The 13,152-nt window shown below is 67.4% G+C and carries 12 protein-coding genes; 2 read left to right on the top strand and 10 right to left on the bottom strand.

What is annotated here, in order from left to right; genetic code table 11:
• Positions 1-7: 7 nt before the first annotated feature.
• The 4 genes from SFB74_RS26325 to SFB74_RS26310 are packed head-to-tail and all read right to left on the bottom strand — an operon-like array spanning position 8 to position 3,164.
• Positions 8-520: a GNAT family N-acetyltransferase gene (locus SFB74_RS26325; protein WP_432727306.1), complete on the bottom strand. Its 513-nt coding sequence runs from the start codon at positions 518-520 to the stop codon at positions 8-10.
• Complete coding sequence (locus SFB74_RS26320) at positions 520-1,314, bottom strand: ABC transporter ATP-binding protein (protein WP_093198297.1); 795 nt, start codon at positions 1,312-1,314, stop codon at positions 520-522. Before SFB74_RS26320 ends, SFB74_RS26325 begins: the two co-directional genes overlap by 1 nt.
• On the bottom strand, positions 1,314-2,210 hold the full coding sequence (locus tag SFB74_RS26315; RefSeq protein WP_432727304.1) for an ABC transporter permease: 897 nt from the start codon (positions 2,208-2,210) through the stop codon (positions 1,314-1,316). Before SFB74_RS26315 ends, SFB74_RS26320 begins: the two co-directional genes overlap by 1 nt.
• 27 nt (positions 2,211-2,237) lie before the next feature.
• Complete coding sequence (locus tag SFB74_RS26310; protein ID WP_093198495.1) at positions 2,238-3,164, bottom strand: ABC transporter substrate-binding protein; 927 nt, start codon at positions 3,162-3,164, stop codon at positions 2,238-2,240.
• A gap of 263 nt (positions 3,165-3,427) precedes the next feature.
• Here SFB74_RS26310 and SFB74_RS26305 point away from each other — a divergent pair, with 263 nt between their 5' ends.
• Positions 3,428-3,898 carry an Lrp/AsnC family transcriptional regulator gene (locus SFB74_RS26305; RefSeq protein ID WP_093198292.1) on the top strand — a complete coding sequence of 157 codons (471 nt, stop codon included), beginning with the start codon at positions 3,428-3,430 and terminating at the stop codon, positions 3,896-3,898.
• 13 nt (positions 3,899-3,911) lie between these two features.
• Here SFB74_RS26305 and SFB74_RS26300 read toward each other — a convergent pair whose 3' ends face one another.
• The 6 genes from SFB74_RS26300 to ugpB form a co-directional block, all read right to left on the bottom strand.
• Positions 3,912-6,347 carry a DUF3772 domain-containing protein gene (locus tag SFB74_RS26300; RefSeq protein WP_432727302.1) on the bottom strand — a complete coding sequence of 812 codons (2,436 nt, stop codon included), beginning with the start codon at positions 6,345-6,347 and terminating at the stop codon, positions 3,912-3,914.
• A gap of 94 nt (positions 6,348-6,441) precedes the next feature.
• Positions 6,442-7,185 (bottom strand): glycerophosphodiester phosphodiesterase, encoded by a 744-nt coding sequence (gene ugpQ, locus SFB74_RS26295; RefSeq protein ID WP_432727300.1) that lies wholly within the window; start codon positions 7,183-7,185, stop codon positions 6,442-6,444.
• Between the two features lie 124 nt (positions 7,186-7,309).
• Positions 7,310-8,317, bottom strand: a complete 1,008-nt coding sequence (gene ugpC, locus SFB74_RS26290) for a sn-glycerol-3-phosphate ABC transporter ATP-binding protein UgpC (protein ID WP_432727298.1) — start codon at positions 8,315-8,317, stop codon at positions 7,310-7,312.
• 18 nt (positions 8,318-8,335) lie between these two features.
• On the bottom strand, positions 8,336-9,184 hold the full coding sequence (gene ugpE / locus SFB74_RS26285) for a sn-glycerol-3-phosphate ABC transporter permease UgpE (RefSeq protein ID WP_432727295.1): 849 nt from the start codon (positions 9,182-9,184) through the stop codon (positions 8,336-8,338).
• 60 nt (positions 9,185-9,244) lie between these two features.
• Entirely contained in the window at positions 9,245-10,126 is an 882-nt protein-coding gene (gene ugpA / locus SFB74_RS26280) for a sn-glycerol-3-phosphate ABC transporter permease UgpA (RefSeq protein WP_432727294.1), read from the bottom strand.
• 129 nt (positions 10,127-10,255) lie between these two features.
• Entirely contained in the window at positions 10,256-11,569 is a 1,314-nt protein-coding gene (gene ugpB / locus SFB74_RS26275) for a sn-glycerol-3-phosphate ABC transporter substrate-binding protein UgpB (protein WP_432727293.1), read from the bottom strand.
• A 226-nt stretch (positions 11,570-11,795) separates the two neighbouring features.
• Here ugpB and serA point away from each other — a divergent pair, with 226 nt between their 5' ends.
• Positions 11,796-13,028: a phosphoglycerate dehydrogenase gene (serA, locus tag SFB74_RS26270; protein WP_432727292.1), complete on the top strand. Its 1,233-nt coding sequence runs from the start codon at positions 11,796-11,798 to the stop codon at positions 13,026-13,028.
• Positions 13,029-13,152: the final 124 nt, after the last annotated feature.

Raw genomic sequence — 13,152 nt, 5'->3', positions numbered from 1 at the left:
GCCTTCCTTAGTCCAGCCGGCGGATCATGTAGACCGATTCGCCCGGATAGGTGGCCAGGCGGGCCTCTTGCGCCGGACCGTCGGGCAGCGTGGCCTCGTAGCCCTGCCGCTGCCAGAAACCCACCGACGACTGCACCGACACCAGCGTCGAATGCCGCCAGCCGGCTTGCATCGCATGGGCCCAGGCATGGCGCACCAGCCGGGGGCCCAGCCCAAGGCCCGAGGCGCCCGGGTCCACCGCCAGGTCGTGCAGGTAGAGCGAATCGGGCCGCTGCGCCACTTCGAACTCGCCGTGCAGCGGCGTCAGCTTGCCGGCCACCGACGGATAGCCCGCCAGGTAAGCCCGCACGCCGCCCCGATGCTCCACCACCCATCCCGTGTGCGGCGCGGCGCAAAGGCGCCTCGCGATCAGCGCGCCGTCTTCCACGAAGCCCGCGCCGTAGCACGCGAGCTGGATCGCGAGCACCGCGTCGAGGTCGTCGGCGCGCATGCCGCGCACGAGGACGGCGTCCGGCTCCATCAGGCCAGCAGCAGCTTGTCGTCGTCCAGCTTCTCGCCGCGGGTCTGCTCGAACATGCGAAGCAGGTCGGGCACGTCGAGCCCCGAGCGCTGCGGTCCGGCCACGTCGAGGATCACCTGGCCCTCGTGCAGCATCACCGTGCGCGAGCCGTAGTCCAGCGCCTGGCGCATGCTGTGTGTCACCATCATCGCGGTGAGCTGTCCGGCCTCGACGATCTTGGCCGTGAGCTCCAGCACGAAGGCGGCGGTCTTGGGGTCGAGCGCGGCCGTGTGCTCGTCAAGCAGCAGGATGCGCGAGGGCTTTAGCGATGCCATCAGCAGGCTCACCGCCTGCCGTTGCCCGCCAGAGAGCAGGCCGATGCGGTCGGCCAGGCGGTTCTCCAGCCCCAGCTTCAGGATCGACAGCTTCTCGCGGAACAGCTCGCGCAGGTTGCGGTTGAGCGCGAAGCCGAAGGCCCTGCGCTCGCCGCGCTTCCAGGCCAGCGCCATGTTCTCCTCGATGGTCAGCGCCTCGCAGGTGCCGGCCATCGGGTCCTGGAACACGCGGGCCACCATGCCCGAGCGCTGCCAGGCGTTCATGCGCGTCACGTCCTTGCCGTCGATCTCGATGCGGCCCTTGTCGACGATCAGGTCGCCGCTCACCGCATTCAGGAAGGTCGACTTGCCCGCGCCGTTCGAGCCGATCACGGTGACGAACTGGCCGGTGGGAATCTCCAGGCTGAGCCCGCGCAGCACGCGGTTCTCGATAGGCGTGCCCGGGTTGAAGGTCATCTCGAGTTGTTGGGCGCGCAGCATCAGTTCTTCCCCTTGAACAGGCCACCCAGCCTGCGCTTGTAGGCGGGCACCAGCAGCGCGAAGGCCACCAGCACGGCGGTCACCAGGTTCAGGTCCTGCGCCTGCAGGCCCATGAAGTCGGTGTTCAGCGCCATCGCGATGAAGAAGCGGTAGAGCAGCGCGCCGATGATGCAGGCCAGCGTGGTGATGATCATGCTTCGCGCCGGTATCAGCGTCTCGCCGATGATCACTGCCGCCAGGCCGATCACGATCGTGCCCACGCCCATCGAGATGTCGGCCGTACCCTGGCTCTGCGCGAACAGCGCGCCGGCCAGCGCCACCAGCGCGTTCGAAAGCGCCAGCCCCGCCATGGTGTGGAAGTCGGTCGAAATGCCCTGGGCCCGCGCCATGCGCGCGTTGCCGCCGGTGGCGCGCATCGCCAGGCCGGCTTCGGAGGCGAAGAACATGTCGACCAGGATCTTCGCCACGATCACGATCAGCAGCAGCAACAGCGGCTTGGCCCACTGTTCGGGCATGCCGCCGAAGCTGGCCATGCTGAACACGGTGGGTTCGGTGATGAGCGCCACGTTGGGCTTGCCCATCACGCGCAGGTTGATGGAGTACAGCGCGATCATCACCAGGATGCTCGCGAGCAGCTGCATGATCTTCAGCTTCACGTTGAGCCAGGCCGTGACCCAGCCCGAGGCGGCGCCGGCCACGCAGGCCACCGCGGTGGCGGCGACCGGGTTCCAGCCCGCGACGATCAGCGTCGCGGCCACGGCGGCGCCCAGCGGGAAGCTGCCGTCCACCGTGAGGTCGGGGAAGTTGATGATGCGAAACGACAGGAAGACGCCCAGCGCGACCAGCCCGAATATCAGGCCGATCTCGATGGCGCCCAGCGAAGCGATGAGCGACATGGGAAAAAGCGGAAAGCCGGCGGCTTCTTACTTCGTGCTCACGACCTTGGCGGTCTTCAGCAGCTCGTCGGACAGCGTCACGCCCTGCAGCTTGGCGGCGCCGGGGTTTACCACCAGTTCGAAGTTGGCGCTGGTCTGCGAGGCGATGGCGCCGGGCTTCTCGCCCTTGAGGATGCGCACCACGACCTTGCCGGTCTGGCGGCCGATGTCGGTGTAGTTCAGGCCCAGGGCGGCCACGGCGCCGCGTTCGACGGTGGCGGTGTCGGCCGCCACCACCGGCAGCTTGGCCTGCTGCGCCACCTTCACGATGCCCTCGAAGGCCGAGACCACGTTGTTGTCGGTGGGCGTGTAGATCACGTCGGCCTTGCCGACCAGGCTCTGCGCGGCGGTCGGTACGTCCACCGTGCGAGCGGCCGCGGCTTCCACCACGGTCATGCCGGCGGCCGAAGCGGCCTTCTTGAGCGAGTCGACGATGGCCACCGAGTTGGCTTCGCCGGGGCTGTAGATCACGCCCACGCGCTTGGCATTGGGCACCACCTGCTTGATGAGGGCGATGTGCTTTTCCAGCGGCGACAGGTCGGACACGCCCGTCACGTTGGTGCCCGTGGGCTCCCAGCTCTTCACCAGCTTGGCCGCCACCGGGTCGGTGACCGCCGAGTACACCACCGGAATGCTCTTGGTGGCGGCCACCACGGCCTGCGCCGACGGCGTGGCGATGGCGACGATCGCGTCGGGCTGGTCGCCCACGTACTTGCGGGCGATCTGGGCGGCGGTGCCCACGTTGCCCTGCGCGCTCTGGTAGGTGAACTTGAGGTTCTTGCCTTCCTCGTAGCCCGAGGCCTTCAGCTCGGCCTTCACGCCGTCGCGCACCGCGTCCAGCGCCGGGTGCTCGACGATGGCGGTCACGGCCACCGACTTGGTGTCGGCCGCGAACGAAGGCGCGGCGGCCAGCATGCCGAGGGCCAGGGCCACTGCGCTGAAGGGGGTGCGAAGCAAAGCGTTTTTCACGGGAAAGGGTCTCCGGGTGGGGAATGGATGCGTCTGAAGCCGCCGGCGGGTGCCGGCGGCAAGGGATTCAGCGGCTGGACATCGCGGCATGCGGTCCGGGCGGCTCGAAGTCTAGATCGTACTTTGCACAATTAAGGTGCATGAAAGCCTCGGGCTTACCCCGCTTTGCGCCATAAAATTGCATCGACTTGGTGCAAAGGGAGAAGAAATTGCATGACATCGCACTGGACCGGATCGACCGGAAGATTCTCGAGCACCTGCAGGCCCACGGCCGGGCCTCCAACCTGGAGCTGGCGGAGGTGGCCAACCTCTCGCCCGCCCAGTGCCTGCGGCGCCATCGCCGGCTGGAGGAGCTGGGGCTCATCCACGGCTACGCGGCGCGGCTGAACGCGCGCCACATCGGGCTGGGCGTGATCGCCTTCATCCACGTGACCATGGCGCGCGGCCACGTCGACGAGCTGCCCAAGTTCCAGGACCTGATCGCCGACATGAAGCAGATCCTGGAGTGCTATTCGGTGACGGGCGACTTCGACTACGTGCTCAAGGTCGTCGCGCACGACCTGGAGGCACTCTCGCAGTTCCTGATGCACACGCTGATGCACATGCCCGGCGTGTCGGCGGTGCGCTCGAGCGTGTGCCTCAACGAGATCAAGTTCACCACCGCGCTGCCGCTGGAGTGAACGGCCGGCCTGCTCAGGCCGGCGGTACGCCCGGGATCGGCGAGGCGGGCGACGAAGGCACGGCCGCCGGCGCGGCGGGCACTTCGGGTGCGGCGGCCATCACCATCGTCGGCACCGCCAGCGGCAGCGAGGCCTTCTTCAGGTCGTCGAGGATCGTGAACAGCAGGTCGCTGCGCACGCCGCCCGCCAGCCGCGGACTCGCCACGTAGGCGATCGCCTGGAAGATCAGCAGCCCGTTCTCGATGCCCTCGAGCGTGAGCGAGGGCGCCGGAGTTTCCAGCACGCCTTCGTGCGCCTTGCAGGCCGCGAGGATCAGCTCGCGCACGCGCTGCGCGTCGGTGGTCAGCGGCATCGGCAGGCGGATCAGCACGCGGCCCTCGGCGTTGGCCAGCGTCATGTTGCGCACGGTCTTGGTGATGAACTCCGAGTTCGGCACGATCAGCGTCGAGCGGTCGCCCAGCTGGATTTCGGTGGCGCGCACGTTGATGCGCCGCACGTCGCCCTCGGCCGTGCCCAGCACGACCCAGTCGCCCACCTTCACCGGCTGCTCGGCCAGCAGGATCAGCCCCGAGATGAAGTTCTGCACGATGGCCTGCAGGCCGAAGCCGATACCCACCGACAGCGCGCTCGCCACCCACGCGATGCGCTCGATGCCGATGCCCAGCGCCGACAGCGAGAAGGCGATCACCAGGATGCCGCCCACGTAGCCCAGCAGCGTGGTGATGGAGCTCTGCATGCCCGGCTCGAACTTGGTGTTCGGCAGGTAGCTGCCCGCGAGCCAGCGCTTGAAGATCCGCAGCAGGATGAAGCCCACCACGGCCACTCCGACGGCGCTCAGGATCGCGCCCGGCACCAGCTGGAACTCGCCCACCTTCATGCCGGTGCCGATCTTGCCGCCGCGCTGGAACACCTCGCCCGGCCCGGTGCCCAGCGGCGCGGCCAGCGCCACCAGCATGTAGAAGAAGAGCGCCACGCGGCTGAGCGCCGACAGCACCGTGGCGGCCTGGTCCAGCGTCTGCGGCGCGAGGTTGAAGCTCTTCTGCAGCCGCTGGCCGAAGCCGGCGCGCGAGGACACCGTGGCCATGAACACGTCGTCCGCGAACTTGAAGAGCACGTAGAACGCGGCCGCGACGATGCCGCTCCAGGCCAGCTGCGAGGCCAGGAAGCTCGCGAGCGCCACGTAGCCTAGGCCCACCAGCACCCAGATGGCGATCATCAGCATGCCGATCAGCGCCACCAGCAGGCCGACCCACATCGGCCGCTCGGGCAGGCCGGCCTCGGCCGCGTCGGCGCGCAGCGGCTTCACGAGGTAGAGCACAGAGCCGACCAGCGCCGTCAGCACCAGCGCCGTGAGCACGTGCGTGGCCACCACGGCCGCGAAGCTCGCATCGATCAGCGCGTTGACCTCGGCTGGTGTCCACGCCAGCACGGCCACCAGGGCCACCAGCCAGGGCAGGGCGGCAAGCCGGGTCGCCATGGCGTCGGGAATGGGCGGCAGCCGCCACGAGGGCCGGCGCGTGGCCAGCAGCCCGCGGCCCAGCCCGATCACGAAAGCCATGAACACCAGCGCCTGCGCCGTCGAATTCAGCACCTTGCGCGCCTGCGGCTCCCAGGTGGCGAACTCCTTGAGCACCTCGACGAAGCCGTGCGCCGCCACGGCCACCAGCAGCATGTGGCTGGCGACGATGCCGATCACCAGCAGCGAGCGCCGCAGCCGCCCCGCCGGCAGGAAGCGCGCCGCCAGCTTCACCAGCAGGGCCTCGGCCGCCCAGTTGCCGAACACCGCGAGCAGCAGCGCGCCGATCAGCGCGGCGATCACCGTCAGGCGGGTCTCGGGCTGGGTGGCGGCCACCAGGCCGTCGTTCACCGAAGAAGCCATCGCCTGCAGCCGGGCCAAGTCGTCGGGCCAGGCCTCGCGCAGGTCGCTCCAGAACTCGGTGGTCAGCGGCGATGCCGCGCGCTCGGTGAGCTGCGCCTCGAAGAGCGCCCGCCGTTGCGTGACCAGTTCGGTGCCGCGCTGGCGCACGTCGACCGACAGCAGGCGCGCGAGGCGGATGTCGGCATCCAGCGCGTTGCGCTCTTTGGTCAGGCGGGCGCGCTGGCGGGTGATGTCGGGGTCTTCGGTGGCGCCGGTGGCGGGCGGGTTGCCGAGCTCGCCGAGCTTGGCGTTCAGGTCGGCCAGCTCCCCGGTGCGCGCGGTGACGAACTTGTCGGCCTGCACGCCGATGTCGTTGATCTGCGCGAGCAGCTTGCGCGCGTCCTCGTCGGTCTCGGCGGCGGTGCTGAGCTTGGTGAACTGCGCGCGCAGCTCGGCCACCGTGGGGGCGGGCGCTGCCGCGGCCGCGGCGGCGCTGTTGCCGCCGGTGCCGAGGTCGGGCTGCGCCTGGGCGGCGCCGCAGATGAACAGGGCCGCGAGGCAGAAGCTCGCGAAGCGTAGGGTCCAACTCATGGCCGCATCATAGAAGCCGCCATTTCGTAAAGACCGGTAAGGCAAGTGCACAAGTGCAGCCTGCATAGCCCGGCCCTTCGCGGCCTTCGCGGCCTCAGCCGGCGGGACTGAAAAGGTCGACCCGGTCGGTGATGATGCCGTCGGTGCCCAGGTCGATCAGCCGCTGGGCGGCCCAGTCGTCGTTCACCGTGTAGCTCAGCGCGCGCATGCCTGCTTCGTGCACCAGCGCCACCACGGTGGCGTCCCACAGCGCGTGGTTGCAGACGATGGCGACGCAGCCGAGCTGCCTGGCCGCTTCGAGCCAGCCATCCCAGAGCTTGTCGAGCAGCAGGCCCCGGGGCAGGTCGGGCTGCACCGCCTGTGCGCCCTTGAGCGACTCGACCTGGAAGGACGTGAGCAGCGGCGGCACGGCCGCGCCCTGCCACAGGCGGGCCGCTTCGCGGGCCACGACTTCGCCGGTCTCGCGCTCGGTGCCGGGCGTGGGCTTGATCTCGATGTTGAGCTGGTATTCGTTGGCCAGGCAGAAGCGCGCCAGGTTCTCCAGCGTGGGCAGCGGCTCGCCCGCATAGGCGCGCGAGTGCCAGCCGCCCGCGTCGAGCTGCGCCAGCGCGCTCCATGGCTGCGCGCCGCCGGTGCCGCGGCCGCTGGTGGTGCGATCGAGCGTGGCGTCGTGCATCAGGAAGACCACGCCGTCGGCGCTGAGCTTGGCGTCGCACTCGAACATGCGGTAGCCGTGCGATGCGCCGAGCCGGAAGGCCGCAAGCGTGTTCTCGGGCGCGAGCTTGCCGGCGCCGCGGTGCGCGACCCAGCGAGGGTAGGGCCAGGATTTCATGATCATTCCTTGAGTGAGGCCCCGGTTTCTTCGTGGGGCACCGCGGAACCGGCTTTGCCGGGCCGCCGGTGCCGCCCCCGGCAGGGGGTTGGCGAAGCGACACGAAGTGCGCGCAGCCTGGGGGCGAGCATCAATCAGCGCGCTTGCCGGAGCCGGCGTCGAACCAGTGCAGCTTGTCTTCGCGCGCGGCGATCTTCACCGTGTCGCCCGTGACCGGCGGATGGTCGGCCTCGTCGGTGCGCATGATGATCTGCTCGTCGCCGATGCGGCCGTACACCAGCCGTTCGGCGCCCAGCAGCTCGACCTGCTCGACCTGCACCGACCAGCCGCTCTCGTCGAGCTTCAGGTGCTCGGGGCGGATGCCCAGGATCTGGCCCGGGCGTACGCCCGGCGCATGCTTCAGCAGGTTCATCGGCGGCGAGCCGATGAAGCTCGCGACGAAGGTGGTGGCGGGGCGCGAGTACACCTCCTCGGGCGTGGCGAACTGGTCCATCACGCCGCCGTTCATCACGATGATGCGCTGGGCCAGCGTCATGGCCTCGACCTGGTCGTGCGTGACGAACAGCGAGGTGATGCCGAGCTCGCGGTGCAGCTTCTGGATCTCGAGGCGGGTCTGGGCGCGCAGCTTGGCGTCGAGGTTCGACAGCGGCTCGTCGAACAAAAACACCTGCGGCTGGCGCACGATCGCGCGGCCCATGGCCACGCGCTGGCGCTGGCCGCCGGAAAGCTCGCGCGGCTTGCGCTCCAGCAGGTGGCCCAGCTCGAGGATCTTCGCGGCCTTGTCGACGCGCGCCTTGATCTCGGCCGCCGGCACCTTCGCGATCTTCAGGCCGTAGGCCATGTTCGCGAACACGCTCATGTGCGGGTAGAGCGCGTAGTTCTGGAACACCATGGCGATGTCGCGCTCGGAGGGCTCCAGGTTGTTCACCACCTTGTTGCCGATCGCGATCTCGCCGGCGGAGACTTCCTCGAGGCCGGCCACCATGCGCAGCAGCGTGGACTTGCCGCAGCCCGAGGGGCCGACGATGACGATGAATTCGTGGTCGGTGATCTCGGCGCTCACGCCGTGGATGACCTGGTTGGCCTTGGGCCCGTGGCCGTAGCGCTTGATGACGTTGCGTAGGGAAATAGCAGCCATTTTTTTCGTTCAGCGTTTTTATTTGTCGGTATCGACCAGGCCCTTGACGAACCACTTCTGCATGAGCACCACGACCACCGCGGGCGGCAGCATCGCCAGCACGGCGGTGGCCATCACCACGTTCCAGTCCACCGGCGACTCGCCGTTGCCGATCATGGCCTTGATGCCGACGACGATCGGGTACATGTCCTCGCTGGTGGCGGCGATCAGCGGCCACAGGTACTGGTTCCAGCCGTAGATGAACTGGATCACGAAGAGCGCGGCGATGCTGGTCTTCGACAGCGGCAGCAGGATGTCCTTGAAGAAGCGCATCGGCCCCGCGCCGTCGACGCGCGCGGCCTCGACCAGTTCGTCGGGCACCGTGAGGAAGAACTGCCGGAACAGGAAGGTGGCCGTCGCCGAGGCGATCAGCGGCACCGACAGGCCGGCGAAGCTGTTGATCATGCCGAGGTCGGCCACGACCTGGTACGTCGGGCCGATGCGCACCTCGACCGGCAGCATCAGCGTGATGAAGATCAGCCAGAAGCACAGGCCGCGCAGCGGGAAGCGGAAATACACCACCGCGAAGGCCGACAGCAGCGAGATGCTGATCTTGCCGAAGGTGATGACGAGGGTGATGACCGTGCTCACCCAGATCATCCGCGCGACCGACACGTTGGCGCTCGTGCGGCCGCCGCCGGTCAGCGCAGCCTTGTAGGTTTCCCAGAAGTTGCTGCCGGGCAGGATCGGCATCGGCGCCTGCATGATTTCCTGCGGCGTGTGCGTGGAGGCGACGAAGGCCAGGTAGATCGGGAACATCACCAGCAGCACGCCGATGATCATGATCGCGTGCGCGAGGATGCCCAGGGAGGGACGGCGCTCAACCATGGCGGGCCTCCGTGGTCGCGGCGAAGGGAAGGGCGAGGAGGGGTTGCATCGGGGCGGTCATCAGTACTGCACCTTCTTCTCGACGTAGCGGAACTGCACGACCGTCAGCGCGATGACGATCACCATCAGCACCACCGACTGGGCCGCGGCGCCGCCGAAGTCCATGCCGCGGAAGCCGTCGAAATACACGCGGTAGACCAGCGTGGAGGTGTCCTTGCCGGGGCCGCCCTGGGTGGTGGCGTCGATGATCGCGAAGGTGTCGAAGAAGGCGTACACCATGTTGATCACCAGCAGGAAGAAGGTGGTGGGCGTCAGCAGCGGGAACTGGATGGTCCAGAAGCGGCGCATGGGGCGGGCGCCGTCCATCGCGGCGGCCTCGATCAGCGACTTGGGGATCGACTGCAGGCCGGCGAGGAAGAAAAGGAAGTTGTAGGAAATCTGCTTCCAGACCGCGGCCATCACGACCAGGGCCATGGCGTGGTCGCCATTGAGCAGGTGGTTCCAGTTGAAGCCCATCTTGCGCAGGGTGTAGGAAACGATGCCGATGGAGGACGAGAACATGAACGACCACAGCAGGCCCGTGACCACCGGCGCCACCGCGTACGGCAGGATCAGCACGCTGCGGTAGAAGCGCGTGCCGCGCACCACCCGGTCGGCGAACACCGCCAGCAGCAGGGCGATGCTCAGGCCCAGGACCGTCACCAGCACCGAGAAGACGATGGTGGTGTGGAACGAGGCCATGTAGGTGCTGTCGTTCCACAGCGTCGCGAAATTGTCGAAACCGACCCATGTGATCGACGTGCCGAAGGCGTCCTGCTGCTGCAGCGACTGCACCAGCGCCTGGCCGGCGGGCCAGAAGAAGAAGACGCCGACGATGATCAGCTGCGGCGCCAGCAATGCCCAGGGCAGCCAGTTCGAACGAAAGATGACGCGTTTTTCCATGGGTAGGGAGCGCTCAGGTCACAGACACACTAAATAAGCAAACAGCCAGGACTGCACCGGGCAGCCTGGCTTGTGGCGGGTAAAACGAACCGAAACGAACATTCGTTCGCGCCGGCCCGGGTGCGGAGCTTACTTGTTTGCGGCCTGGAATTTCACCAAAAGTTCGTTTCCGCGCTTCACGGCGCTGTCCAGGGCTTCCTTCGGGGTCTTCTTTCCGGTCCAGATCAGCTCGGTTTCCTCGTCCTCGATGGCGCGGATCTGGGGCAGGTTGCCCAGGCGCACGCCACGCGACTTGTCGGTGGTCTTCTTGATCATCTGGTTCACCGCGACGTCGGTGCCCGGGTTTTCCTTGTAGAAGCCGGTCTTCTCGGTCAGCTCGTAGGCGGCCGTGGTGATCGGCAGGTAGCCGGTGCGCATGTGGCTTTCCGATTGGACCTTGGGGCTCGACAGGAAGGCGAAGAACGCGGCCACGCCCTTGTAGTTGGCGGCCGGCTTGCCCGACATCACCCAGAGGCTGGCGCCGCCGACGATGGTGTTCTGGGGAGCGCCCTGCACGTCCGGGTAGTAGGGCAGCGCCGATTCGGCGAACTTGAACTTGGCGTCGCGCTTCACGCTGGCGTAGCTGCCCGACGAGCCGATGAACATCGCGCATTCACCCGAGGTGAACGAGGTGATCGGCTTGCTGGCGCGGCCCTTGTAGACGAACAGGCCCTGCTTGGACATGTTCGACAGGTTCTCGAAGTGGCGCACGTGCAGCGGCGAGTTGAACTCCAGGCGGGCGTCCAGGCCGCCGAAGCCGTTGTTCTTGGATGCGTAGGAGGTGTTGTGCCAGGCCGAGAAGCTCTCGAGCTGGGCCCAGCTCATCCACGAGGTGGTGAAGGGGCACTGGTTGCCGCTGGCCTTGAGCTTGGCGGCCGCCGAGACCACTTCGGGCCAGGTGGCGGGGGCCTTCTCGGGGTCGAGGCCGGCGTTCTTGAAGGCGTCCTTGTTGTAATAGAACACCGTCGTCGAGCTGTTGAACGGGAACGACAGCATCTGGCCGTTGGGGGCGGTGTAGTAGCCGGCCACCGCGGGGATGTAGGCCTTGGGATCGAACTTCTGGCCGCCTTCCTTCATGACGTCGGCCACGGGCTTGATGGCGCCCTTGGAATACATCATGGTGGCGGTGCCCACTTCGAACACCTGCAGGATGTCGGGTGCGTTGCCCGAACGGAACGCCGCGATGCCGGCGGCCATCGACTGGTCATATTCGCCCTTGTAGGTGGGCACGACCTTGTAATCTTTCTGGCTCTCGTTGAACTGCTTGGCGAGGTCGTTGACCCAGTCGTTGAGGGCGCCGTCCATCGAGTGCCACCACTGGATCTCGGTCTGGGCCTGGGCGAGGGCTGGCACGGCCAGGGCGGCAGCCAGCGTAGAGGCGATGGCGAGCGTCTTGAAGCGCATAAGACTCCTGTAGGGAAAAAGTAAACCGGCGATGTTAGGTTACATACGTGACGGTTTTGCGGCTTTGTCGCACGGAGTGCACATGCCGAGAAACCCGGGTAAACCCCCCTGGCCAGTGAGGAACTGGCCTTCCCTGGCCCTGCTTGCTGCGCTGCAGCATGCTAGCATCGCCCTCCCTTTTTTGGCCTAGCCTGTCGCCGTGGCCGGGGCTTCCAAGAGAACCTCCATGAGCAGCAAAACCTCCCTCGACAAAAGCAGGATCAAGTTCCTCTTGCTCGAAGGCATCCATCCCTCGGCCGTGGAGGTGCTGCGCGCCGCCGGCTACACCAACATCGAGTCGCTGCCGGGCGCGCTGCCCGATGCCGAACTGAAGGAAAAGATCGCCGACGTGCACTTCCTCGGCATCCGCTCGCGCACCCAGCTCACCGCGGAGGTCTTCGCTGCAGCGCACAAGCTGGTGGCTGCCGGCTGCTTCTGCATCGGCACCAACCAGGTCGACCTGGAAGCCGCCCGCGAGCATGGCGTGGCGGTGTTCAACGCCCCCTATTCCAATACCCGCTCGGTGGCCGAGCTGGTGCTCGCCGAAGCCATCCTGCTACTGCGCGGCGTGCCCGAGAAGAGCGCGGTGGCGCATCGCGGCGGCTGGCTCAAGTCGGCGGAGAACGCGTATGAAATCCGCGGCAAGACGCTGGGCATCGTGGGCTACGGCTCGATCGGCGCGCAGCTGTCGGTGCTGGCCGAGGCGCTGGGCATGCACGTCGCCTTCTACGACGTGGTCACCAAGCTGCCGCTGGGCAATGCGCGCCAGGTGCGCGAACTGCACCAGCTGCTGGCGCAGAGCGACATCGTGACGCTGCACGTGCCCGAGACGCAGGCCACGCAATGGATGATCGGCGCGGCGGAGATCGCGGCGATGAAGCCCGGCGCCATCCTCATCAACGCCTCGCGCGGCACGGTGGTCGAGATCGAGCCGCTGGCCGAGGCCCTGAAGGCCCGCAAGCTGCTGGGCGCCGCCGTCGACGTGTTCCCCGTCGAGCCGCGCAGCAACAAGGACGAGTTCCAGTCGCCGCTGCGTGGCCTGGACAACGTGATCCTGACGCCGCACATCGGCGGCTCGACCATGGAGGCGCAGGCCAACATCGGGCTGGAAGTGGCGGAAAAGCTGGTCAAGTACAGCGACAACGGCACTTCGACGTCTTCCGTCAACTTCCCCGAGGTGGCGCTGCCGGCGCACCCGGGCAAGCACCGGCTGCTGCACGTGCACCGCAACGTGCCGGGCGTGCTGTCGGAGATCAACAAGATCTTCTCGGACAACCAGATCAACATCTCCTCGCAGTTCCTGCAGACCAACGAGAAGATCGGCTACGTGGTGATGGACATCGACGCGGCCTCTTCCGACCTGGCGCTGGAGAAGCTCGCGAAGGTGAACGGGACGATTCGCAGCCGCGTGCTGTTCTGAGCCGGGGCGCACGGGCGGGAGCAGGGCCGCGATGCGCGGGAAGTTGCGCCTAGCACAAGGCCGCAACCCCCGCCACGAGGCAAGACCCCAGGCGCTGCAATAAAATCCCCAGCCCGGCTATGGG

The organism is Variovorax xiamenensis, from assembly GCF_050916385.1.
Classification (GTDB): domain Bacteria; phylum Pseudomonadota; class Gammaproteobacteria; order Burkholderiales; family Burkholderiaceae_C; genus Variovorax.
This window is presented reverse-complemented; position numbering and strand designations above follow the sequence as displayed.